The sequence below is a fragment of the Micromonospora sp. LZ34 genome (assembly GCF_052981855.1).
In genome coordinates this window covers 19048-42291 of the sequence record NZ_JBRIQN010000042.1, presented here as the reverse complement: position 1 = coordinate 42291, position 23244 = coordinate 19048, and the positions used below count along the sequence as shown (strand labels likewise).

General features: G+C 72.2%; 19 protein-coding genes. 9 read left to right on the top strand and 10 right to left on the bottom strand.

The features are described 5' to 3' along the window. Positions 1 to 104: 104 nt before the first annotated feature. Complete coding sequence (locus tag ACVCAH_RS30140) at positions 105 to 455, top strand: NUDIX domain-containing protein (protein WP_447139620.1); 351 nt, start codon at positions 105 to 107, stop codon at positions 453 to 455. A gap of 37 nt (positions 456 to 492) precedes the next feature. On the opposite strand, the gene ACVCAH_RS30135 is transcribed toward ACVCAH_RS30140, so the two are convergent. The 4 genes from ACVCAH_RS30135 to ACVCAH_RS30120 form a co-directional block, all read right to left on the bottom strand. Next, a complete protein-coding gene (locus tag ACVCAH_RS30135) occupies positions 493 to 1038 on the bottom strand; it encodes an RNA 2'-phosphotransferase (RefSeq protein WP_447139619.1) in 546 nt (181 codons plus the stop codon). Between the two features lie 217 nt (positions 1039 to 1255). Further along, positions 1256 to 2143 carry a hypothetical protein gene (locus ACVCAH_RS30130; protein WP_447139618.1) on the bottom strand — a complete coding sequence of 296 codons (888 nt, stop codon included), beginning with the start codon at positions 2141 to 2143 and terminating at the stop codon, positions 1256 to 1258. Positions 2144 to 2256: 113 nt separating this feature from the next. Continuing rightward, the gene (locus ACVCAH_RS30125) at positions 2257 to 2868 is read right to left on the bottom strand and encodes a DUF6114 domain-containing protein (protein WP_447139617.1); all 612 of its coding nucleotides are present in this window, start codon (positions 2866 to 2868) and stop codon (positions 2257 to 2259) included. A gap of 76 nt (positions 2869 to 2944) precedes the next feature. Then, positions 2945 to 3559, bottom strand: a complete 615-nt coding sequence (locus ACVCAH_RS30120; protein WP_447139636.1) for a DUF6230 family protein — start codon at positions 3557 to 3559, stop codon at positions 2945 to 2947. 482 nt (positions 3560 to 4041) lie between these two features. Here ACVCAH_RS30120 and ACVCAH_RS30115 point away from each other — a divergent pair, with 482 nt between their 5' ends. The 6 genes from ACVCAH_RS30115 to ACVCAH_RS30090 all read left to right on the top strand — a co-directional run bounded on the left by ACVCAH_RS30115 (position 4042) and on the right by ACVCAH_RS30090 (position 12998). Beyond that, the gene (locus ACVCAH_RS30115) at positions 4042 to 6132 is read left to right on the top strand and encodes a gamma-glutamyltransferase family protein (protein WP_447139616.1); all 2091 of its coding nucleotides are present in this window, start codon (positions 4042 to 4044) and stop codon (positions 6130 to 6132) included. A gap of 395 nt (positions 6133 to 6527) precedes the next feature. Beyond that, the gene (locus ACVCAH_RS30110) at positions 6528 to 8918 is read left to right on the top strand and encodes a HAMP domain-containing protein (protein WP_447139615.1); all 2391 of its coding nucleotides are present in this window, start codon (positions 6528 to 6530) and stop codon (positions 8916 to 8918) included. A 1-nt stretch (position 8919) separates the two neighbouring features. Then, the gene (pgsB, locus tag ACVCAH_RS30105) at positions 8920 to 10161 is read left to right on the top strand and encodes a poly-gamma-glutamate synthase PgsB (protein WP_447139614.1); all 1242 of its coding nucleotides are present in this window, start codon (positions 8920 to 8922) and stop codon (positions 10159 to 10161) included. After that, positions 10158 to 10643, top strand: a complete 486-nt coding sequence (locus ACVCAH_RS30100; RefSeq protein WP_447139613.1) for a poly-gamma-glutamate biosynthesis protein PgsC/CapC — start codon at positions 10158 to 10160, stop codon at positions 10641 to 10643. Before pgsB ends, ACVCAH_RS30100 begins: the two co-directional genes overlap by 4 nt. A 99-nt stretch (positions 10644 to 10742) precedes the next feature. Continuing rightward, the gene (locus ACVCAH_RS30095) at positions 10743 to 11735 is read left to right on the top strand and encodes an NlpC/P60 family protein (protein ID WP_447139635.1); all 993 of its coding nucleotides are present in this window, start codon (positions 10743 to 10745) and stop codon (positions 11733 to 11735) included. Between the two features lie 618 nt (positions 11736 to 12353). Next, a complete protein-coding gene (locus tag ACVCAH_RS30090; RefSeq protein WP_447139612.1) occupies positions 12354 to 12998 on the top strand; it encodes a C39 family peptidase in 645 nt (214 codons plus the stop codon). 132 nt (positions 12999 to 13130) lie between these two features. On the opposite strand, the gene ACVCAH_RS30085 is transcribed toward ACVCAH_RS30090, so the two are convergent. Together ACVCAH_RS30085 and ACVCAH_RS30080 are read right to left on the bottom strand one after the other, a co-directional pair. Continuing rightward, positions 13131 to 14180 (bottom strand): aldo/keto reductase, encoded by a 1050-nt coding sequence (locus tag ACVCAH_RS30085; protein ID WP_447139611.1) that lies wholly within the window; start codon positions 14178 to 14180, stop codon positions 13131 to 13133. 146 nt (positions 14181 to 14326) lie between these two features. After that, positions 14327 to 15514 carry an ABC transporter ATP-binding protein gene (locus ACVCAH_RS30080; protein WP_447139610.1) on the bottom strand — a complete coding sequence of 396 codons (1188 nt, stop codon included), beginning with the start codon at positions 15512 to 15514 and terminating at the stop codon, positions 14327 to 14329. Between ACVCAH_RS30080 and ACVCAH_RS30075 the strand changes: the two genes are divergently transcribed. Continuing rightward, the gene (locus ACVCAH_RS30075) at positions 15507 to 15839 is read left to right on the top strand and encodes a hypothetical protein (protein WP_447139609.1); all 333 of its coding nucleotides are present in this window, start codon (positions 15507 to 15509) and stop codon (positions 15837 to 15839) included. The two genes, ACVCAH_RS30080 and ACVCAH_RS30075, sit on opposite strands and share 8 nt — an antisense overlap. A gap of 590 nt (positions 15840 to 16429) precedes the next feature. On the opposite strand, the gene ACVCAH_RS30070 is transcribed toward ACVCAH_RS30075, so the two are convergent. Both ACVCAH_RS30070 and ACVCAH_RS30065 read right to left on the bottom strand, forming a co-directional pair. After that, on the bottom strand, positions 16430 to 17887 hold the full coding sequence (locus ACVCAH_RS30070) for an ATP-binding protein (RefSeq protein ID WP_447139608.1): 1458 nt from the start codon (positions 17885 to 17887) through the stop codon (positions 16430 to 16432). Next, positions 17884 to 19542, bottom strand: a complete 1659-nt coding sequence (locus tag ACVCAH_RS30065; protein ID WP_447139607.1) for an FAD-dependent oxidoreductase — start codon at positions 19540 to 19542, stop codon at positions 17884 to 17886. Before ACVCAH_RS30065 ends, ACVCAH_RS30070 begins: the two co-directional genes overlap by 4 nt. Positions 19543 to 19715: 173 nt before the next feature. Between ACVCAH_RS30065 and ACVCAH_RS30060 the strand changes: the two genes are divergently transcribed. Then, entirely contained in the window at positions 19716 to 21935 is a 2220-nt protein-coding gene (locus ACVCAH_RS30060) for a hypothetical protein (RefSeq protein ID WP_447139606.1), read from the top strand. Between the two features lie 21 nt (positions 21936 to 21956). On the opposite strand, the gene ACVCAH_RS30055 is transcribed toward ACVCAH_RS30060, so the two are convergent. Both ACVCAH_RS30055 and ACVCAH_RS30050 read right to left on the bottom strand, forming a co-directional pair. After that, complete coding sequence (locus tag ACVCAH_RS30055; protein ID WP_447139605.1) at positions 21957 to 22376, bottom strand: RidA family protein; 420 nt, start codon at positions 22374 to 22376, stop codon at positions 21957 to 21959. Beyond that, complete coding sequence (locus ACVCAH_RS30050) at positions 22373 to 23194, bottom strand: NAD(P)-dependent oxidoreductase (RefSeq protein WP_447139604.1); 822 nt, start codon at positions 23192 to 23194, stop codon at positions 22373 to 22375. The genes ACVCAH_RS30055 and ACVCAH_RS30050 overlap by 4 nt, the downstream gene beginning before the upstream one ends. Positions 23195 to 23244 lie beyond the last annotated feature (50 nt).

Sequence of the window (23244 nt, the reverse complement as noted above, 5' to 3'; positions counted from 1 at the left end):
GGCTGGCCGCGGGTCTGCGCGGTCTGCGGCCAGACGGTCTGGCGCAACCCGCTGCCCGTCGCGGTGGCGGTGCTGCCGGTCCGCACCGCCGCGGGCCTGTCGGCGTGGTCGTCGTACGCCGGGACATCGAGCCGGCGCGCGGGCTGCTCGCGCTGCCCGGCGGCTTCGTCGAGTACGGCGAGGAGTGGAACGACGCGCTGGTCCGGGAGCTGCGCGAGGAGACCGGTCTGCTCGCCGACGCCGCGGACGCGCGGCTCTTCGCAGTGCACAGCGCCCCGGCCGGCGGCACCATGATGGTCTTCGGCGAGCTGCCCGAGCGGCGGGCCGAGGAGTTGCCGCCGTCGGCCGCCGACCGAGGAGGCCACCGAGTGGCTGGTGCTGACCGAGCCGACCGAGCTGGCCTTCTCCACGCACACCGGGTGCTGGCCGACTTCTTCGCCCGCCGCGTCGGCTGAGACGCCATCGCGTCCGACGCCGGCGGTGCTGTGACGATCAGGCGGTGCCGGTCAGGTAGGCGGCGGGGACCGCTTCGGTGAGCCAGACGCCGTTGGCGCTGCGGTAGAAGACGTGTCCGTCGCGGGCCATCGCCGCCGCGTCGATGGTGAACACCACGACCGACCCGGGCCGGCGGGCGCCCACCCGTCGGGCGGTCTCGACGTCGGGCGACAGGTGGACGTGGTGCCGCCCGCCGCGGTGCAGGCCGGTGGCCCGGATCGACGCGACGGCGGCCGCGCCGGTGCCGTGGTAGAGCGTGTCCGGCGGCGGCACCGGCACCAACCCCAGGTCGACCGGGATCGAGTGCCCCTGGTTGGCCCGGATCCGCTCCACCCCGTCCGGGCCCCGCTCGACCGCGAACCGCTGCTTGTCGTTGCCGGCCACCACCGCGTCGAGGTCGGCACGGTCGATCCGCAGCGCGGCGAGGAACTCCCCGACCGGCACCCAGCCCGCCCCGTCGGGCGTGAGGCCGAACCGGCCGGGCTGGTGCCGCAGCGCGAGCGACATCCGCTTGCTCAACCTGACCAGATCCGCGAGATCCACCCCGGCATTGTCACCCGGAAGCACGCCCCGATCACGACCCGCCCGGCCCGGGTCGTCCCTCGACGGCGCCCGACCGGCAGGAGCCCGGCGCGGCGGCCGGCGTGGGCGCGGCGGCGACCGGCGAGGCCGGCGCGGCGAGGGTCCGCGATGGCCGCGCCGCCGGGAAGGCCCCGGACCCGCGACAGGGGTGCGTTGGTGCACCGACGAGCAGCTTCTCCTACCGGGCGCTCAGCGTATCGCTCTTGACGAAGGCCAGGTCGATGGCGGGATCGGTAACGGTGATCGCAGCGGGCGACAGGATCGGGACGCCGACGGGCAACGGCCGGTCGGGGGCCAGCGTGATCTTGACGCCGGGGAGCCCTCCGACGAAGCGGGTGGCGTAGAACGCGACGTTGCCGCTCACGGTCAGCCGGTCGGCGGTGAACCGAACGGTCCGGTCGGGCGCGCCGGCCGGGCGCAGCGCGACATCATCGGTGACCGCCTCGTGCATGCTGAACTTCAACGCCGTGAGGGTGCCGTCGGCGGTGGGCAGTTGGACGATCCCTTCCAACCGGAGTCCGGTCATGGTCAGCGTGGAGCCGGTCAGCTTCGAGGGGGTCGTCGCCACCAGCGGCTGTCCCGGATCAGCGCTGATCCATGGCAACGCCGTCCCGGCGTCGACGCCGCCGGTGGCGTTCGGGGACGACTCCGGTCGGCGGCAGTCGCCCGACGCTGCCGGTGCAAGGGTCGCCGGCACGTTCGTGGACAGCCGGTGGAGGGGTCCGGCGGAAGCCCTCGCCCGCGTCGCGGCCCCCTCGTCGTCATCGTGGTGTCCCCCGCCGAACACGTCGCCGGTCCCGTCGGTGCGGACGACGTGGCCAGCGCGCGTCTCGAGGTATCCGATCGGGCGAGCCGGAAGGGCGCCGTGCGGGCCGGCCGACGCGGGCCGATTCTCCTGCGGCGCGCCGCTCGGTGCTGGCGGGCTCGGGCAGGTAGGTCCGTCCCGCGCGGTGGCAGGCAGGATGGACGCCCGGGCCGGGCTGAGCGCGGCGGGCGCCACGGCGGCGGCGAGGCCGAGCAGTCCGAGCAGCACGGCGAAGATCCGGGGGTCGGGCTTGCGAGGCACGAGCGGTTCCGCCTCCGGCCCACCGGCTCGCTGGTATGTCCCCGACCCGCGGGTGCCCTCTTCAGTGGGTGCCCGCAAGGCGATGCGCGGGCCGATGCCGTCCCGATCCGACATCAGCTCGTCGACGACGGCCGGCTGCTCCCGCTCGGCGCCGGGCCTGCACCGGGGGCCGGTAGGTCAGGGGCCGTCCCGGTCGCCGGCTTGTGCCGCGTCCCCGCCTCGTCCGGTGACTCGTCCTGCGAGTCGCCGGACGAGGCGTCCCGCCCCATCCCCTCGCCGGCCGACCCTCGGGTCGTTCCGTCGTCGTCGGGCTCTCCCCGTCCGGCCGCAGGGTCGGGGGCCAGCACCCACGCGTAGCCCAGGGCGCTGCCCACAATGCCGAGGATCAGACCGATGAAGAAGCCGCCGAGGTTCACCCCGATCAGCGAGAAGAGGGCGGTCACCGCGGCGACCACGGCGTAGAGGACCCGGTGCTGCGGCTTGAACCACATCAGCAGCCCGCAGGTGACCAGGATGGCGGGGATCAGCCAGGAGAGGAAGCCCGTCGGCCCGGTTTGGAAGGAGAGACCAGCGAGCGACATCTGGGTGGTGCCGAAGATCTCGAGGCCGGCCAGGCCGGTGAGCAGGCCACCCCAGAAGGGCCGGGTCCGCCGCCAACGGCGCACACCTCCCCATGCCCCGCGGAGCCGGCCAGGCCGGGCGTGCTGGAGTTCAACGTCTGTCACGCATCCTCCTGCCGGATAAGGAGTGGAGCGCAGGGAAGGGCGCGCGGAGCGTGCCCTGGTGGCCCGGGCGGTCGGCTCAGAAACATTCCCTGGCGGCCGGGCCGACGTTGACCTTCAAACGAAGCCCGGTGAGGCTGAACGTCCCGGCCTGAGTGGAGCGCGCCACCTGGCGCAGGTTCTTGATGTTCACCGCGTCGGCCTGCTGGCCGAAGGCACCCCGGGGACCCTTGGCGCCGTCAGGACCGCCCTCGAGGGTCGACGCGTCCTGCCCGATGTTGATGTTGGTAAACGTGACGTCACCCTCGAGCGACTCGACGTCGATCAGCAGGTCGCTCGCCGTGGCGGGCCTCCCGCCGCCGCCGCCGGTGATGGTGAGCACTACGGGAACGCCCGGCGCCTTGACTGACTGGCACAGGTCGAAGAGCCGTGCTTCGCGGATACCGGTGACTGCCACGGGGTGCTCCGTGCCGTCGACCTCTCGGGCCACTCCGCCGTACTGGACGAAGCCCTCCCCCTGCAACTCCGAGGCCGAAACCTTGAACGTCTGCCCGGACACCGCGAACGAGGCCGCGATCGCGCCGTTGGCCATGCCGAAGACGATCCCGGCGGCGACGACGCTCGCCGGCACCAGCATCGCGGCGAACCTTCGCCACCGGGTACGCCCCACGGGGTTGCCGATCCGTTCCTGCACGATTGCTCCCTCGGGTGGATGTCGCGCGGTTCGCCGGACGGATGTGATGGCCGCGCGCGGCGCTGGCCACCGGTAATCGGCAGGCAATCAGGTCCGCTGTGGTGGTGCCGGAGTGCCGCACACCACAGGGCCCGCCTACTCGACGCTAACACGGAGTGGACTTTCCGGGGGCGTTTCCTCACGGAGCGTAGAACTAACCGCGATTCCGGTTGGTAAGGGCAATCGGAAACGGACAACCCGAACTGCGATGCATTCGATTGTCGAATACCCACCAGAGGCCATTCGGGGACGACGGTCCGGCCTCGGTGGCGGGTGCGGCAGGCGGTGCGGGTGGGATGCTCTCGGCCTGTCCCCACATCGGACTTTCCCCGCTATCACCTGCGACCCCTTCGCCACGCGGGCCACGACTTCCGGCGATGTCCTGCGCCGTCACCCGGGTGAAATCGATGATGCCCCTAGCAGCCCTCCTGCGGTGAGCCTGCGTGCGACTGCGGCAGGTTGCCCGTGCCGAACCCGGCCGATCGTCCGATTCGGAACGGTGGAGCGAAGGGCACGACGCGGGACGTCGGGGCGACGGACAGCGCGGACGGCAGGCCCGGGAAACAGAGAGCATTCCGGTTACGGAGCTCCGTGACGTTTCAGCGTCAACGCTCCGTTCCGGACCGATCTCGAAAGGTCACTTTATGTTCGCACGCACGGCGCATCACCTCGTTCCCGCGCTGGCGATGGCGCTGGGTATGTCCGCCGTGGCCGTGGCACCCATCGCACAATCGGTTGCCGCGCCCGCCGACGCCTGCATGAAGGATCCGAGAAGCAAGAGCGGTCGGGAGGACGACGCGGTCGTCGAGAAGTTCATGGTGGCCGCCGCCCATCCCCTCGCCGCCGAGGCCGGTTGCAAGATCATCGCCAAGGGCGGTAGTGCCGCGGACGCCGCCGTATCGGTTCAGGCGGTCCTCGCCGTCGTGGAGCCGCACGCCTCCGGGCTGGCCGGCGGCACCCTCATCAACCACTGGGACGAGGACGACCGCGACATCCGGTTCTTCGACGGCATGGCCAGGGCTCCGAAGAACGTGACCGAGAATCTCCGGACGCCCACCGCGCAGGAGGCCGAGGACCTCGGGACGAATCGCTATCCGAACGACGCCTCGGCAACCGGACGCGCATTCGGCGTTCCGGGCACCCTGCGGGTGCTCGCGGACGTGCACGAGTTGTACGGCAAGCTCCCGTGGAATCAGCTCTTCGATGACGCCATCAGGTTGGCCGCGGACGGCTTTCCGATGTCACCCAACCTGCACGACGGTTTCGAGGAGCGCTTCAACGGACGGAAGCGCTGCAACTATCCCGACCTGCGCCCCCGTTACTGCGACGGCGACGAGCCGAAGCCGGTGGGAACGACCCTCTACAACCCGGAGATCGCAGAGGTGCTGCGGCAGGTGCGGAGCGGGGGCGCGGAGGCGTTCTACGATCCCAACGGCAAGATCGCCCCGGCCATCGCCGAGCACGCGGCCAAGGGGCCGATCAAGCTCAAGGGCAACACGGCGGGCCCAGTGGTGATTCCGTCCCTGATGACCCCGCAGGACTTCGCCGACTTCACCACCGTGGAACGCACGGAGGTGTGCCGGAAGGTTTTCGGCGTCTCGGTGTGCACCTCGCCGCCGGCCGCGTTCGGCGGAGTGGCGGTGCTGGAGATGCTCAAGTTGCTGGAACGCGGCCAGGTAGCGAAGACCGACCCTGGCTCGGCCGCCCGGATCCATCTCTCGATCGAGGCCAGCCGGCTGGCGAATCTCGACCGTCGCGCCTACATCGGTGACCCGGAGTACCACGGCGTGCCGGTGGACGGTCTCCTCGACGACCGGTATCTCGACAGCCGCTTCGCCCTGTTCTCTCCGGATCGGGCGATCCGGCCGGTCGAGCAGGGCGACCCGCCGGGAATTCCACGGCCCGCCCCGCAGGTGGGCGACGAACCGTCCACCGTGGATGTCGGTGACCCGACGAGCAACGTGAGCATCGTCGATGCCGAGGGCAACGCCATCTCCATGACGACCACGAACAACAGCCACTTCGGGTCGCATCTGGAGGCGCAGGGGATGATCCTCAACAACGCGTTGAACAACTTCACGGACACGGCGTCGGTCTCGCCCGGTAAGCCGGTCAACGTCCTGCAGCCGGGGAAGCGGCCCACGGCCTCGATGGCGCCGACGCTCGTGCTCGACGGCGAGGGCAGGGAACTGAAGCTCGTGGTGGGCGCCGCCGGCGGCTCGCACATTCCCGACTACGTGGTGCAGACCGTCGTTGGCGTGATCGTCGACGGCATGGGCCCGGCGCAGGCGATCAACCAGGGCCACTACAGCGGGCAGGACATCACCCGCGACTGCGACGGGAGACGGGACGCACCGTCGGAGATCGAAGCGAACCGGCGGATCGCCCTGCGCATGCCGGGCCTCGTCGAGCGTCGGCACCCCTGTCCCCGGCTCATCGCCCTGGACAGCGGACTCACCGCGATCGAGATCCGCGGCAAGCAGCTTCTCGGCGCGGCCGACCCGCGTCGGGACGGCACCGCCACCGGGGGCTGACGCCACGCCGGCCAACCGGCCCCACCGCGGCGCTGGCGGCTGACGGAGGCACGCTTGGGATCTCCCGGGCGGCCGCCGGCGCCGGCGTCACGCGCCCGTCCAGGCGTACGCGCCCGCACGCTCCGCCGTTCGCCGCGCTGGCCGACCCTCGATCGGGTCCGCCCGCGCGGCGATCATGGCGCCTGTCCCGCGTCGAGCCGGGCTGCCCGCGCGACCGTCGCCGGGAGCCGGTTGCGCCAACGGCACCTGAGCAGGGCTTCATACGTCGGGTTCATCTCGGTCGGGTGATGCCCGCTCACCCTGCCGAGTTCCATGATCGGGTCATACCGACCCATCCACCGCTTGGCGGGGTCCGGCAGAGGTTCGAGGCATGCCCAGGTCGTCCCGGTGAGGTGATGCTGGCTCACCCCGTCGAGTCCGATGATCGATTCGACCGTGCAACTTCCGGTGTTCGCGGAAGGGAAGGGGTCGCCATGAATAGAAAGAGCGAAGGCGAACAGCCTGCGCCTGACCGGGACACAGCTCAGAAGAGGTTCCGCGGTAGCGCTCCCGTAGCGGGGAAGCCGGCCGAGACGCTGCCGCCGGAGGAGATGGTCGCCTGGCGGCGCCGCGCGCTGGAGCAGCAGCTGCCGAGCGCCGGCTTTCCCGCGGGCTCCGGTAAGCCGTCGCTGGTGTATCTCTGGGTGACGATGTTCCTGGCGGCGGCCATCGTGCTGGGGTTCGCACTCAACCACCAGCGGGGCGTGCCCCCGGCCGTGGTGGATTCGCAACGGGACAACGTGTCGAAGGTCGCCACCAGCACGCGACTGACCATCCAGCACTCGGTGGAGGAGCTCGACCAGCAGGTCTCGACCCGGGCACCAGGGACCCCGGACCCCGAGCTGCTGAAACGGGTGGTGGGGGACGGAGCCACCTGGAACGGGGCGACGATCATGGAGACCACCACCCGCCGTCCGCTGGCGACCCTCGGGCCAGAGGTGCCGTTGGACCAGCTACCGCCGACGTTGCCGGCCAACGTGTTCCCGGTCACCACGGAGGACGGTCCGGCGCTGGTCCGCAACATCGCGCTGGACGGATCGCGGACTCTGCTGGCGATGCAGCCGCTCAACATGGACGAGTTGCGGCTCAACCCCAAGGCCCGACAGGGCGTCTTCGTGATCACGCCGGACGGCAAGAGCACCCTGATGCAGGGGGTCAGTGCCGTCGACGAGGTCCACCTGCCGGTGGTCTTCCGCGGACTGGCACAGTCGGAGTCCAGCGAGGGCCACCCGATCAGGGTGACCGAGTGGCCGGATCGACAACTTGTCGTCTCCTCCGCGCCGGTGGGGAACACCGGCGTGACGCTGGCGACCTTGATCGTCGCGGAGGAGACGGGCGGTACCTCCACGGTCCGCGGTCTCCTGCTCGGCCTGACCCTGCTGGCACTGGCGGTGCCGAGCTTCCTGCTGATGCGGCTGGCGCTGGTCCGGCCCGTGCGCTCGGTGCTCGATCAGGCCAAGGCCAACGCCTCCGGTGCCGCCCCGAAGAAGCGGCACCCGCTGCGCATCGCGGAGGCGCACCGCATCGCCCAGGCGCTGGCCACCACGTCCGGTGAGCCCTCGTCCGCCAGCGCTCCGCGCACCCGGTGGCGGTGGCGGTGGCGGCCGACCGTGACGCAGGGCCTGGCCGTGGCCACGGTCGCGGCTCTGCTCTGGCCGGCGGCGGCCGTGGCGACGACGATCGGCGCGCCCAAGCCGTCGATCCCCGAGCAACTCGTCAAGGACGAGGAGAGCCGGGCCGAGGCGGCGAGCACCCTGATGGGTAGGGCGCTCAACAACGGGCTGCAGACGGTGATCCGCATCTCCCAGGCCGCCGAGGCCGGCGACCCGGCCCAGATGACCCCGCTGCTCAAGCAGGAACTGGCCGACAAGCAACGGTTCCGCACCCTCTACGTGATGGATTCGAACGGTTCGGTGATCAGCTCTGCCGGGCGTGAGCCGCTGCGTAAGGAGCGGCTGCGGGGTGAGTCCGGGATCGATCTGGACGACAAGACCGCCCGAGTCCCGGTGGTCTACGCCTTCCGGGTGGGCGCCAACGGCGTCGCGACCGTCGGTGAGTACGACATCGACTACCTGCTGGAGATGCTGCGTGAGGTGGACGGTCAGGCACGGGTCGTGGACGAGGACCTGCGGACCGTCTTCGACTCCGAGGGCTTCCGCGCCTTCGAGGAGTTGGAGGGTAGCGCGCGTGGTGCCGCGGCCGAGGCGCTGAACGGCGGCACCGTGGGGCGGGCCGAGAAACCCGGCGGCGGTGCGGCGTTGATCGCGGCGTCCGGCTTGAACAAGCCCAACACGGTTGCTCCGCTGAAGTGGTCGCTGGTCGTGGAACAGGATCTCGCCGGACTGCGGCTGCCGCAGAGCGACGGGCGCCGTTGGACGCTGCTGGTCGCCGGCGCCGCCACAGGCGTCGTGCTGCTCACCCAGGTGTGGCAGTACTACGTCTTCGCCCGGCCGCTGCGGCGGCTCGCGACCGAAGCCGACAAGATCCGCGACGGCTCGGTAGAGGAGCCCATCCCGCCGCAACGACACGATGACATCGGGGAACTGGCGATGTGTCTGGAGATCTGCCGTCAGGCCCGGCACACCGGCTCCGCCCGCCTGGGCGGCGTGACGCGGATACGCGGCACGGAGGACGACCCGACGGCGGTGCTCCCCGAGATTCCGCCGCGAGCCGACGCGGAGAGGGTCGCCCCGCCGACCGTCTATCGCGCCGGCAACCACCCTGCCGGCCGAGACGAAGGGGACTGACGTGGCATACCTATACGTCGTATTCGTCCTTTGCTGCCTGGCTCTGCTCGGCGCCGGGATCGTCGAGCACCGCAACCACGACCGCAACCTGGTGAAGATCCCGGACCGCGTGCTGGTCAACGGCATCCGCGGTAAGAGTTCCATCACCCGGCTCTGTGCCGGTGCGTTGCGCGGCGGTGGCCGGGTGGTGGTGGCCAAGACCACCGGCACCGCCGCCCGGTTCATCTTCCCGGACGCCAGTGAGGAGCCGGTGCACCGGAAGTTCGGCATCGCGAATGTGGTGGAGCAGATCGGGATCGTGCGGCGGGCCGCCGTCTACCACCCCGACGCCCTGGTCATGGAGTGCATGGCGGTGATGCCGGCACTGCAGGAGGTCAACCAGAGCAAGCTGATCCGGTCGAACATCGGGGTGCTGTGCAACGTACGGGAGGACCATCTCACCGAGATGGGGCCCACCCTGGACGATGTGGCCCGGTCCCTGAGCCGGTCCATGCCGGTGGGTGGGGTCTGCATCACCGCGGAGCGGGAACGGCTGGCGATCCTGCAGGAGGAGGCCGAACGACGCGACTGCCGCCTCATCGCGGTCGATCCGGAGTCGGTGACCGACCGCGAGATGGATGGATTCGGGTGGATCACGTTCAAGGAGAACGTCGCCATCGCACTGGCCGTCGCCGAGCAACTGGGCGTCGACCGGCACAGCGCACTCAAGGGCATGTGGGAAGCACCGCCCGACCCCGGTGTGCTGTCCGTGGCGCGGGTGATGCACGGCAGCAAGCGGATGCGGTTCGCCAACATCTTCGCCGCCAACGATCCCGAATCCACCTTCATGAACATCCAGCAACTGGAGAATCAGCACCTCATCACCCGTCCGCTGACGATGGTGGTCAACTGCCGGCCGGACCGGATCGAACGCAACGGTCAAATGGGCGAGCTCAGCGGCCGGGTGCGACCGGAGAAGATAGTTCTGATCGGCGAGGTGACCAAGAGCGCGCGTACGAGCGTGCCGTCCGAGCTTCAGGACCGGGTGGTCGACATCGGCGGCAAGCTTCCCCCTGACAGCCTGCTCGAGGGCGTGATGGCGGAGACGCCGGCCGACTCGTCGATCGTCGCCGTCGGGAACATCCACGGGCAGGGCGAGGTCCTGATCCACAAACTGGCGGAACTGCCGGGCTGGACCTGCGAGGACGGCTCTCCAGCGGCCTCCACGCTTCGTACGCCGACCGGAGAAAGGATTCAGCGATGACCTTCGGCGGAGAACTCAGTGCCCAGTTGGCTACCGCGAGCCTCGGGATCGGCCTGGTGTTCGCGCTGCTGTGTTACCTGACCACCAACCTCTCGCCGGGCGGCATGATCACGCCCGGGTGGATCGCGCTGACACTCATCGAGGACCAGCTGCAGGCGGTGATCATCGCGGGGATGACCGTGCTCACCTACCTGCTCACCCGGCTGATGCAACGGGTGGTCATCCTCTACGGCAAGCGGCTGTTCGCGGCGATCGTACTGCTCAGCGTCCTGTTGCAGCTGACCCTGTTCGTCATCGTCCAACGCGACCTTCCGCTGCTGTTCGCCCACCAGACGCTGGGCTTCGTCATCCCTGGGCTCATCGCGTACCAGCTCGTACGGCAGCCGCCGAAGGCCACCATCATGGCGACCTTCATCGTGACCGCCATCACGTTCGGGGTCGCGTACAGCGGCGTTGTCGCCGGCTTCGTGCCGGTGACCTGAGCGCAGCCACAGAGCCGAGTCGCGAAAGGAGACGCGGGCATGAAGTACTGGACGTACGTTCGCAGACGGACCGTACTTCTGACTACCGGCGTGTTCGCCATGTTGCTCGCCGTCGGCGCGGGCACCTATGCCCTGGTGCTGCCGTCGCCGGCGGACCAACCGGTGATCACCCTGGGCGCGGGCGAGCCGTCCCAGGGCCCCACCCGCGGCACGTCCGGGTACACCTACCAGCGCTCGACGGACCCTGATCGTACGGAGATCATCGACTCGTCGGGGCAGCCCGTCGCGACCATGACCGATGGCGCGCGTACCGTGCAGATCTACGGTCCGCTCCGGACGTTCGAGGAGCCTCGCTTCACCGCTGCGAAGGTCGAGACCAATGTCTGGGTTCGCCTCGCACCGCAGCCGTGGCGTGCCGGCGCCGAACACGAGCAGTGGTTCACCGACTGGCTCGCCGGGGTGCGCAACGACCGCTCACCGGACGTGTTGGCGATCGCCATGGAGTACGTCGACGGAGCCCCGGCGAAGAAGGACAACCAGGGACAGCAGTATTCGGGTGACGCCTCGTTCGGGCCGCCGGACCCCGCGGATCCGGATGGCCGGCAGGAGCGCTCCGACTTCTACGACTACCTGCAGGAGCCGTGGACGTTCCCGGACGGCAAGAACGAACTGCCCTCGCCGCAACGTGCGCTCGCCCTGGACTGCTCCGGCTATCTGCGGATGGTCTACGGTCACCGGCTCGGATATCCGCTGCTCGGCACCAACAACCCGGGCGACGGGCTGCCGCGCCGGGCGTACGCGATGGCCGAGGTGGGCCCAGGTGTGGCCCTCACGCCCAACACCGGCCAGCGGCCCCGCGGCATCGACCGCCTGCTCCCCGGCGATCTGCTGTTCTTCAACGCCCAGCCGATGCCGAGCCGGCAGATCGACCACTCCGGCATCTACCTCGGCCTCGATGACAGCGGCCACCACCGGTTCGTCTCCAGCCGTTCCCAGACGGACGGTCCGACCATGGGAGACCTGTCCGGCGAGCCCATCCTCGACGGCATGGGTTACTGGCCGGATCGGTGGCGCACCGCCCGGCGAATCTGAGCCGCACACGACCATCGGCGGCATCGGCCAGGCGTCCCTGCCGCCTGCCGCCCGGTAGTTCACCCGTGGCCGGTTGGGTATCGCACGACGATGCCCGACCGGCCCGGTGGTTCATCCGTAGGGGCGGGTGGCGAACGAGGATGCCCAACAAGCCTGCCGGCACCTGAGCGACCAGGGCGGCGCCGGGCGGCCGGTGACTGCCTGCCGGGTCGTGCGTCCGCCTGGCGGGGCGGTGATTGCCGGTGAGGGCGACTGTCCCGGCGCCATGCTCGCCACACGCTCGGGACGCGGCGAACGGCACTGTGGATCGGTCGAGATCGGGGCTCGGTGCCGGCCTTTGGCTGGGAGCGGTCCCGGACGGCCGACGCAGCCGGTGAGAATGCGTCGACGGAACCGGCGGGGCCCCGTGGGGAGGAGCAGTCTAGTACCAACCGCGCGGTCGTGGGGGCGTTTTCGCGAACCCGGGTCGGGTAACCATCCGGCGAGAGCCGGGAAGCCAATCGAGAGCCCGGGAACCGGGAGCGTCCGGAAGCAGTCGACCTCCGGCGTACCGCGTTCTGCCACCTGCGGTGCTTGCGCTTCCGATCCCAGCGGCGTCAACCCGATGGGAGCTTCACGATGAACTCGATCTTCCGCAAGAGCGCGCTGTCGGTTGCCGGTCTGCTGATGACCGGTGGAGCCGTCGCGGTTCCGGCAATCACCGCCGAGACCGCGCCGGCGAAGCCGGCCATCGCGGTGCAGGCGGAGGAGCCCCCTGGTCAGGACAAGAAGGTGCTCGACCACGATTACCAGCGACAGCCCAACGATTACTACTGCGCTCCGGCCGCGACCCGGATCGCCCTCTCCACGCAGGGCAAGACCCCGAGTCAGCGGGAGGTGGCCGAGAAGCTGGGCACCACCAGGGCCGGCACCAGGTCGGCCGACGACGCCACCCGGGTGCTCAACGAGATGACCGGCGGCGGCTACGAGACCACCGTGATCAGTGGCCCCACCGCCGAGCCGGAACAGGTCGACAGGCTGCGCACCGACGTGATCGAGGCGGTGGACGCCAAGCGTGGCGTGGTGGCCAACACCATGGGCACCGCCGTCGACACCGAGGGACGCCGGCACTCGTTCCCGGGCGGACACTACGTGACCATCATCGGCTACCGCGATAACGGCGAGACGCTGCAGATCGCCGATCCGTACGACCCGAAGAAGCACTACTGGATGACCGACGACAAGGTGGCCACCTGGATTGCCCAGCGCGGCTACTCCAGCTGACGCCCGCCTCGTGGCACAGCCGTGGCCCGGGCTTCCCGCTGGGGAGTCCGGGCCACGGCGTGCCGGCTACGGTCAGCAGGCGGCTCCGGACGGGACACCGTCGACGGCCCGACGGCCATCCCGGAGTGACCGTCAGGCGGCGGCGCGGTCGGCGGTCGGGCGGCGCCGGCGGGCCGGGTCGGTCAGCGCCGGCCGACGCCACGCGCCGTCCGGGGCGTACAGGTTGGTGCCCGGTGGGACGATCTCGTCGATCCGGTCGAGGGTGGCGTCGTCCAGGCTCAGGGTGGCGCCGGCCAGCAGCCCGTCCAGCTGGGCCATGGTGCGCGGGCCGATGATCGCCGAGGTGACGCCCGGGTGGGCCACGGTGAACGCGACCGCCAGCTCCGGCAGCGTACGGCCGAGGCTCGCGGCCAGCTCCGCCAGTTCCTCGACCGCCCGGTACTTGGCCGCGTTGCCCGGCAGCGACGGGTCGAAGCGGGCCGGGGTCAGCCCGGGACGCCCCGTCGCCAGGTCCACCGGGCGGCCCTCCCGGTACCGGCCGGAGAGGAACCCGGAGGCGAGCGGGCTCCAGACCAGCACCCCCATGCCGTACCGCTGGCTGACCGGCAGCACGTCGGCCTCGATCCCCCGGGCCAGGATCGAGTACGGCGGCTGTTCGGTGCGGAACCGGCCCAGGCCACGCCGCTCGGCGACGTGCTGCGCCTCGACGATCTCCTCGGCCGGGAAGGTGGAGCAGCCGAACGCCCGGATGGTGCGGGCCCGGACGAGGTCGCTGAGCACGCCGAGGGTTTCCTCGATGTCGGTGGTGTGGTCGGGGCGGTGCACCTGGTAGAGGTCGATCCAGTCGGTGTCCAGCCGGCGCAGGCTCTCGTGCACCGTCCGCAGGATCCAGCGCCGGGAGTTGCCGCCACGGTTGGGGCCCTCGCCCATCGGGAAGTGCACCTTGGTGGCGAGCACCACGTCGTCGCGCCGGCCGCGCAGCGCCCGGCCGACGATCCGCTCGCTCTCCCCCGCGGAGTACATGTCGGCGGTGTCGACGAGGTTGACCCCCCGGTCGAGCGCGGCGTGGATGATCCGCACGCAGTCGTCGTGGTCGGGGTTGCCGACCGCGCCGAACATCATCGTGCCGAGGGCGTGGACGCTGACCTCGATGCCGGTGCCGCCCAGTACCCGGTAACGCATACTCGTGCTCCTCGCGGTGTCCGCCCCGGCGGCGGACCCGCCGGCGACGTCGCCCACGCTAGGAATTCGAGTGCACTCGAGGTCAACACCCGGTGGCGCGGGGACTCGGTACCGCGGGGAGGGTGCGCTGGCGCCAGGGGGCCGGGTCAGCGGGCGACCGCGTCCCCGGCCTCCGGGCCGCGGGCCAGGTAACCGCTGGCCTGCAGCTCGAACAGCTCTCGATAGAGACCGCCGGCGGCCATCAGCTCGTCGTGGGTGCCCTGCTGGACCAGCCGCCCCTGGTCGAGCACGAAGATCTGGTCGGCGTGCCGGACGTTGGCGAGCCGGTGGGTGATCAGGATGACGGCCCGGTCCGGGTGCCGGCGCAGGTGCCGGAACAGCGCGTGCTCGGCCCGGGCGTCGAGCGCGGCGGACGGCTCGTCGCAGATCAACAGCGCGGCGTCGCGGTAGAGCCCGCGCGCGGCGACCAGCCGCTGCCACTGCCCGCCGGAGAGGTCGTGGCCGTTCTTGAACTCCCGGTCGAGCAACGTGTCGTAGCCGTACGGCAGGTTGTCGATCATCTCGTCGGCGGCGGCCGAACGGGCCGCCTCCCGCACGCTCGGCCCGGGCCGGTCGGGCGGCCGGTCGTGGCGGCCGATCCGGATGTTCTGCCCGGCCGTGAACGGGAACCTCCACCAGTCCTGGCTCATCACCGCCACCTGGCCACCCACGGCGTACGGGTCGAGGTCGGTGGTGTCCACGCCGTCCCACCGGATGGCGCCCGCGGTCGGCCGGTACAGCCCGGCGATGAGCTTGGCCAGCGTGGTCTTGCCCGAGCCGTTCTCGCCGACCAGGGCGATCACCTGCCCTCGTCGCACGGTGAGGCTCACCTCGTCGACGGCCGGCTGTGCGGTGTCCGGGTAGCGCAGGCTGATCCGGTCGAGTTCGATCATCTCGAAGCCGTCGACCGGCCGCCCGCCACCGGCCGGCATCCGGGCCTGGGCGCGCTCCAGGAAGTTGCGGTAGTCCTGGTAGTAGAGCGCGTCCTCGTAGAGCGAGTTGGTGGCCAGCACCGCGACACCGAGACTGCTCCGCGCGGACTGGAGGGCCAGCAGCGCGGTCGCCGCGGCGGCGAGCGCGACCAGCCCGCCGAGGAGCAGGGCGCCGAGGACGGCGTAGACGCCGAACGCGGCGAGCCCGGCGATGCTCGCGCCCACCAGCCGGGTGCCGGTCAGCGACCGGACCAGGCGCAGGTGGGCCCGGGTCTCGACGGCCATCACGCGGCAGAACTCGGCGAGCAGGAACCCGCGCATCTGGTAGGCACGCACCTCGGCCGCGGTGCGCCGGTTGGCCATCCAGGTGCGCCAGCATCCACATCCGCCGACGGCGGGTGATCCGGGCCAGCATGGCGAGGTACTGCCGGCGGGCCACCCGGACCGCGGTGACCGCCTCGGGCACCGCCGCGAGCAGCAGGCAGGGCAGCAGGATCGGCTGGATCACCGCGACCGCCACCGCGGTGGCGACCATCCCGACCACTCCGGTGACCAGGTTGACAGTGTGGTCCACGATGAACGCCGCCTCGGTCATCCCTCGGTCCCGGGCCCGGTCCATCTCCTCGGCGAAGCCGGCGTCGTCGAACGCGGCGAGGTCGACCGCCGTGGTGGCCTCGAAGAGGCGTAGCTCCACCTGGTAGTTGATCTGCGGGGTGAGCCGGGCCTGGGCCCAGCCGGCCGCGATCAGCAGCCCGCCCCGGGCGGCGACTGCGGTGGCGGCCACGACCAGCGCCGGCAGCGCCGCGCGCACCCGGTCCGGGGTGGGACCGGCGGCGAACAGCTCGCGCAGCACGCTGGTCGTGGCGAGCAGGCCGAAGGTGGTCATCACCCCGGCGGCGACGTTCAGCCCGATGGAGGCAGCGGTGTCCCGACGGCTGGTCGCCCACGCCAGCGCCACCGCCTCCCGGACCAGCCGGGGCAGCCGGCGGGCCACCGCCCGGAAGCTGGTGTGCGCGAAGTCGGTGGCGTGGTGCATCCAGACGGCGTCCTCCAGCTCCGGCAGCACCGGGCCGGTGGCGGCATCGGCGGCCGGTTCGGCCGGGGAGTCGTCCGGCTCGGACGGGTGGCGCTGGCGGGCCATCGACTCCACGGACCCCTCCCGGGCGGACGCAGCTGAACCGGCCGCCCGAGATTACTGCCGGCGACCGACTCGTGTCGTGACGTGATCGGCGTGTCGAACGCGCGTGCCAACGGCGTGTCGGCCAGGGCGGGACCGGGTCAGGACGCCGGCTCCACTCCGGACGCCGGCGACGGTCCGGCGGCCAGCGGCAGCAGCACCCGGAAGGTGGTGTCACCCGGGGCCGACTCGACCCGGATGTCGCCGTGGTGCTTGCGGACCACGATCCGGTACGAGATGTCCAGCCCCAGGCCGGTGCCGGCGCCGACCGGCTTCGTGGTGAAGAACGGCTCGAAGATGCGCGGCCGCACGTCCGCGGGGATGCCCGGCCCGGTGTCGGCGATCTCCACCGCGAGGAGATCGCCCTCCCGTCCGGTGCGGACGGTCAGGGTGCCCTGCTCCCCCATCGCGCCGAGCGCGTTGTCGATCAGGTTGGTCCAGACCTGGTTGAGCTCCGCGGCGTACGCCGGGATGTGCGGGAGACCGCGGTCGTACTCCCTGACCAGCCGGACCCCGGCGGGCAGCTTCCCCTTGAACATCACCAGCGTGGCGTCGAGCAGGTCGTGCACGTCGACCACCTGGTACGGCGCCCGGTCCAGCTGCGAGTACTGCTTGGCCGCGCCGACCAGGCCGGAGATCCGGGTGACCGCGTCGCCGATCTCCCGCATCAGCAGCTCGGTCTCGACCGTGTAGGTCAACCACCGGACGGCGGCCTCCAGGTCCGCCGCACCCACCGCCGCCTGCACCCGGGCCAGCCACGCCTCGTCCAGCCCACCGCCGACCAGCGTCGGCGCCAGGTCCCAGGCGGCACCGACCTGGCGCTCCGCCAACCAGTCCGTCAGGGCGTCCTCGGCGTCCGCCGCGGCCATCGGGCTCAGCTGCGGCGCGGCGGCCACCCGCGCGACCGCCTCCTCCTGCAGTTCCACGAGCGTGTGCAGCGCCCGGCCGTCGAGCCGGCCGTCGGCGATCATCGCCAGCTTGTGCCGCATCCCGGCCACCCGGTCGCGCAGCACCGAGGTGGCCCGGACCGCCGCCGCCGCGGGGTTGTTCAGCTCGTGGGTCAGCCCGGCGGACAGCGAACCGAGCGCCAGCAGCCGTTCCCGCTCGCCGACGATGGCCTGGCTGTCCCGCATGCCGAAGAAGAGCCCCTCCAGCAGGTGCATCGCCATCGGAAACCAGGAGCGGACGGCGTACGCGAAGGTCTCCGCCGGAAGGACGAAGAACTCCGCGTCGGTGACCGCCCGCAGCGTGTTGCGGTAGACCTGCTCGACCTGGTCGTCGAGGTACGCCTGGGTGGCCCCGCCGTACACCCCGCGCTGGTCGGTACGGCTGACCACCACGTCGTCGCCGTGCACCCGTCGGCTCAGCGTCACCGCCCCGGCGAGCAGGACGTAGAAGCAGGTCGCCGCGGCGCCCTCGGGGTAGACGACGGCGCCGGCGGCGCGCCGCTCCACCCGGCCGTGTTCGGCCAGCCACCCGAGCTGCTCGTCGTCGAGCGACTCGAACAGGAACAGGGTGCGCAGCTGGCCGGGGGTCAGCCGCTCCGTCGGGGTGGTCACTGCGCCTCCAGGTAACGGTGCACGAGGGAGACGGCCATGGCGCCCTCGCCGACCGCGGACGCGACCCGTTTCACCGACTGGGCCCGCACGTCGCCGGCGGCGAAGACGCCCGGCAGGCTGGTCTCCAGGTGGTACGGATCCCGCGACAGCGCCCAGCCGGCCGGCCGCCGCCCGTCGGTGACCAGGTCGGGCCCGGTGACGACGAAACCCGGCCGGTCCCGGACCAGCACCCCGTCCAGCCACTCCGTTCGTGGCTCCGCCCCGATGAAGATGAACAGCCAGGACGCCGCCACCTGGCGGGCCCGGCCGGTGCGGGTGTCGCAGAGGGTGAGCTGTTCGAGGTGGCCGTCGCCCGACCCGCCGGCCACCACGGTGTGCGGGTGCACGGTGACGTTGTCGATCCGGTCGAGCTGGTCGATCAGGTAGCGCGACATCGAGGCGGTGAGGTCCGCGCCGCGGATCAGCAGGTGCACCCGCGCGGCGTACCGGGAGAAGTGCACCGCCGCCTGGCCGGCCGAGTTGGCCCCGCCGACGATGTAGACGTCCTGTTCCACGCAGCTCGGCGCCTCCGTGGCGGTGGAGCCGTAGAAGACGCCCTGCCCGGTGAACCGGGCCAGCCCCGGCGCGTCGAGCACCCGGTAGGACACCCCGGTGGCCAGCACGACGGTGTGCGCGGCGATCTCGGTGCCGTCGCCGAAGCGCAGCAGCCGGGCGGAGCCGGCCTCGCTCAGGCCCACCACCTCCCGGGTGCTGAGCAGCTCGGCGCCGAACTTCAGCGCCTGCCGGCGCGCCCGGTCGGTGAGCTGCGCGCCGGACACCCCGTCGGGGAAGCCCAGGTAGTTCTCGATCCGGCTGCTCTGCCCGGCCTGCCCGCCGGTGGCCCGGCGTTCGACCAGCACCGTGCGCAGTCCTTCGGACGCGCCGTACACCGCCGCGCCGAGGCCGGCCGGGCCGCCACCGATCACCACCAGGTCGTAGAAGTCGGCCGCGGGCACCACGGTGAGCCCGGCCAGTCCGGCCAGCTCCGCCTCCGTCGGCGCGATCAGGGCCTTGCCCTCGGTGGTGACGACCAGCGGCAGGTCCGCCTCGGTGGCCCCGGCCGCGGCGAGCAGCCGGACGCCCTCTGGATCGTCGGCGAGCAGCCAGCGGAACGGCACCAGGTTGCGGGCGAGGAAGTCGCGCACCGCGAACGACGGTGCCGACCAGCGGTGCCCCACCACCCGGATCTCGGTGGCCGCCGCGTCCGGCGTGGCCGCCCACGCCTCCAGCAGCGTGTCCACCACCGGGTAGAGCTTCTCCTCCGGCGGGTGCCACGGTTTGAGCAGGTAGTGGTCCAGGTCGACGAGGTTGATCGCGTCGATCGCGGCGTCGGTGTCCGCGTACGCGGTGAGCAGCACCCGGCGGGCGGCCGGGAAGAGGTCCATCGCGGCCTCGAGGAACTCGATGCCGTTCATCTCCGGCATCCGGTAGTCGGCCAGCAGCACCGCCACCTGCTCGCCCCGGAGTTTGATCTCCCGCAGCGCCGTCAGCCCGTCGGCGCCGGAGGCCGCCCGCACCACCCGGTACCGGTCACCGTAGCGACGGCGCAGGTCGCGGGCCACCGCCCGGGACACCACGGGGTCGTCGTCGATGGTCAGGATCACCGGGTTCGCCATGGCGTGATCCAACCATCCGCCGGCCCGGCGGCGCACCACCGCCCGGAGGCGCTGCCGCCCGTCACGCCCGGGCGACGGCACGGTTGACCGGCCCCGGGACGGGTAGACGGGCCCCGGCGCCAGGTGGATGGCGGCACCGGGCCACCGGCCGCCGGAGACGTCTCGGGGGGTCGATGTCCGATGGACCGCCGACGTCGCACGACGTCGTGGAGCTGCGGGTGCACGGGGTGTCCGGCGCGGGCGCCGACCAGGTGCTGGACCGCCCGAACGTGGCGCAGGTGGCCGGGGACCGCAGCGGCGGGTTCTACCGGCCGCGTGCCGGCTACCCGGACACCCGCGGCTCGGGTGGGGTGATCCTGGAGGCGTACCGGTGGAGCGACCTGCCCTCCGGCACCGCGGTCCGGACGCTGTCGCTGGTGTTCCTGCTGCCGTTCATGCTCTGCAACGTGGCGATCTGGATGCGCCCGCCCGGGCTCGACCGGACAGGGTTCGTCGTGAAGGGGCTGTGCCGGGTGCTGGCCCTCACGCTGACCGCCCTGTACGTGCTCTCCATCGTCGGGGTGGCGCTGGACCTGGTCGCCTGGCGCTGCCTGGCGTCGTCCGAGTGTCTCGCCGAGCGGATGTGGCTGTCCTGGCTGGGCGGGCAGCCGGTCGGGCTGCGCCTAGCGGTGCTCTCGCTGGTGCCGGTCGCCGCCATCGGTGTGGTCTGGCGGCTCGGCGCCCGCCCGGGGCGCAACTTCGACGCCTTCCGGGCGCCCGCCTCCATCGCCGCCGTCCACGAGCTCAGCGCCGTGGGCCAGTGGGACGCGGCGCCACTGGTGGGGCGGTTGCGCTCGCTGCACGTGGCGACCGCGTTCGCCACGTTGAACGTCGCCCTGCTCACCGCCCGGGCCCGGTCCGACGCCTCGGTCACCACCGTCGCGCTCGCGGTGGCCACCGGCGCGGTGCTCATCGCCTGCCTCGTCCTGGTCTGCGTGTACCCGGTGGTCAACCCGGTCGAGACGCGCCCCGGCGTCGACCGGGTGACCCGGACGGTGCGCGACGCCGCCTTCGGGCTGACCATCCTGGTCCTCGCCGTGGTGGCGGCCCACCGGGGGCCGTGGCTGGCGGCGACCGGTCTGCCCGGGCACGGTCAGATGATCGCCTACCTGCTCGTCTTCCAGACGGTCCTGCTGGTCGGGCTCGGCGCGCTGGTGGTGCGGCCGCGCGGCCGCCACGGCCGCGCGGCGCTGCACGGGCTCGGCGCACCGATCATCGCGGCCGCCGGCACCGGCCTGGCGGTGGCGTTCTCCGCCGAGCTGGTCTACCGGGTGGCGGACTTCCTCGACCGCAACCAGCCGACCGCGGACCGGGTGCTGCTCAGCCCGCCACTGATGTACAAGTGGGCGATCTTCGGTTTCTTCCTGGCGGTGCTGGGCATGCTGCTCGCCGCCGGCCTGGTCACCGTGCTCACCCGGCGCCGGCGGCTGCGCGCAGCCGCGGTGAGCGTCGCCCGGGACTTTCCCGACGCCCCTCCGGGGGCCGCGCCCCGGCTGCGGCAGGTCACCAAGACGATCGCCCGGGCCCGGTTCACCGAGCGGTTGGAGTCGCTCACCGGGGTGTACGCCTGCCTGGTCGCGCTCGGCATGGCCACCAGCGTCCTGGGCCTGCTCGACCTCTATCCGGGCGCGGTCATCGAGCGGTACCTCGGCGTGCCGGCCGACCTGGTCAACTTCGGCATCGGCATCGGCAGCTACGTGATCGCGGCGGTGCTCCTCGGCCTGGTGGTGGGCGGCATCTTCGCCTACCGCACGGCCGAGTTCCGCCGCTACATCGGGGTGGTGTGGGACCTCGGCACCTTCTGGCCACGTGCCGCCCACCCGTTCGCACCGCCCTGTTACGCCGAGCGGGCCGTGCCCGAGCTGGCCCGGCGGATCACCTACCTCGCCGAGCGCGGTGCCGGGGTGCTGATCGCCGGGCACAGCCACGGCTCGGTGCTGCTCGCGGCGACCGTGATGCAGCTGCCGCCGCACGTGCGCGACCGGGTGGCGCTGCTGACGTACGGGTCGCCGTTGCGCCGGCTCTACACCCGGCTCTTCCCCGCGTACGTCAACCAGGAGGTGTTGCACGAGGTGGGCGAGCGGGTGGGCTGGCGGTGGCTGAACCTGTGGCGCGACACCGACCAGATCGGCAGCTGGATCTTCTCCCCGCACCGGCCCGGCGAGCCGCCGGCGGTGCCCGGGCCGGCGGGCACCGTCGACCGACGGCTGCGCGACCCGTGGGACGTGGTGGCCCCGCCGAGCGACAGCGTGCCGCCGCCGATCCTCGGGCACTGGCCGGGCGAGACCGACGAACGCTTCGGCGACGCGGTGCGGGAACTGGCCGAGCGACTCCGCCGGCAGGCGCCGCACTGACCCCGCGCGCCGCCCGGCGGGTCAGTCCCGCCCGGCCGGCACCGCGGCGGTCACCTCCACTTCGATCAGCGCGTCGGGCAGGAACAGCCGGCTCACCTCCACCGTCGTGCTGGCCGGTGGCGGCACGGCCGTGAAGCGACGGCGCCGGACCGTGGCGTAGCCGGGCAGGTCGTCGAGGTCGGTGAGGAACGTCCGGATGTGCAGCACGTCGGCCAGGGTCGCGCCGTGGGCGGCCAGCACCCCGTCGACGATCTCGAAGATCCGTTCGGACTGCACGACGATGTCGCCCGCGCCGACCACCCGGCCGGCGTCGTCGACGGCCACCTGGCCGGCGAGCACGAGCAGGGCGCCGCCGCCGGCCAGGTCGAGGCGGGCCAGGTGGGCGAAGCGGTCGCCGAACGGGGCGGCGACCGTGGCGGGGTTGTCGAGGGTGAGCTTCACAGGTACTCCCGGGTGACGAGGGTGGCGATGTCGGCGGTGGCGTCGGGGGCGGCGGCCAGGACGGCCCGGGCCGCGGTCACCAGCGGTGCCGGCGTCGCGCCGAGCGCGTCGCGCACCAGGTCGAGGTCCTTGCCGGCGAGCGCGACCGGGAAGTCGGCGTCCCGGGCGGTGGCCCGGCCGAGCGCGCCGGCGAGCGGGCCGTCGGCCAGCGCGTCCAGGGCGGTCCGCCGGTCGACGCCGACCGCGCCGGCGACGGCGAGCGTGTCGGCCAGCCCGGTGACCGCGACGAGCAGCGCGGTGTTGAGCACCAGCTTCACCGCGGCGCCGCTGCCGAGGTCGCCGCAGTGGCGCACGGCGCCGAGCGCCGCGAGGACGGGGGTGACCCGCTCGACGGCCCGGGCCGCACCGCCGGCGAAGACCCGCAGCCGGCCGGCCCGGGCGGCGGCGACGCTCCCGCCGACCGGCGCGTCGACCAGGTCGACGGCGCGCGGTAGCCGGCCGGCCAGGGCCCGCACGGCGGCCGGGCCGACGGTGGACATCTCGACGACGCAGCCGCCCGGGGCCAGGGCCGGCACCGCGCCCGCCGGGCCGTACAGCACCGCGTCGACGGCGGTGGCGTCGGTGAGCATCGTGACGACGACCTCGGCGTCCCGGGCGGCGTCGGACGGGGATCCGGCCACCCGGGCACCGGCCCGCCGCAGCGGGGCGGTACGCGCGGCGGTGCGGTTCCACACCGTCACCCGATGACCGGCGTCGAGCAGGCGCTGGGCGATCGCGGCGCCCATCCGGCCCGTGCCGAGTACGGCGATCTCTGTCATGCCGACCACCGTAGGAACGGGACCGCCATGCGACCAACGAATGTTGATGA

What these genes read in the sequence shown, in the direction of transcription:
- ACVCAH_RS30110 (WP_447139615.1), top strand. Translation starts at nt 6,528, where the DNA reads ATGCTGGCTCACCCCGTCGAGTCCGATGATCGATTCGACCGTGCAACT.
- ACVCAH_RS30100 (WP_447139613.1), top strand. Translation starts at nt 10,158, where the DNA reads ATGACCTTCGGCGGAGAACTCAGTGCCCAGTTGGCTACCGCGAGCCTC.
- ACVCAH_RS30095 (WP_447139635.1), top strand. Translation starts at nt 10,743, where the DNA reads ATGTTGCTCGCCGTCGGCGCGGGCACCTATGCCCTGGTGCTGCCGTCG.
- ACVCAH_RS30090 (WP_447139612.1), top strand. Translation starts at nt 12,354, where the DNA reads ATGAACTCGATCTTCCGCAAGAGCGCGCTGTCGGTTGCCGGTCTGCTG.
- ACVCAH_RS30085 (WP_447139611.1), bottom strand. Translation starts at nt 14,180, where the DNA reads ATGCGTTACCGGGTACTGGGCGGCACCGGCATCGAGGTCAGCGTCCAC.
- ACVCAH_RS30080 (WP_447139610.1), bottom strand. Translation starts at nt 15,514, where the DNA reads ATGGCCAACCGGCGCACCGCGGCCGAGGTGCGTGCCTACCAGATGCGC.
- ACVCAH_RS30065 (WP_447139607.1), bottom strand. Translation starts at nt 19,542, where the DNA reads ATGGCGAACCCGGTGATCCTGACCATCGACGACGACCCCGTGGTGTCC.
- ACVCAH_RS30060 (WP_447139606.1), top strand. Translation starts at nt 19,716, where the DNA reads ATGTCCGATGGACCGCCGACGTCGCACGACGTCGTGGAGCTGCGGGTG.
- ACVCAH_RS30050 (WP_447139604.1), bottom strand. Translation starts at nt 23,194, where the DNA reads ATGACAGAGATCGCCGTACTCGGCACGGGCCGGATGGGCGCCGCGATC.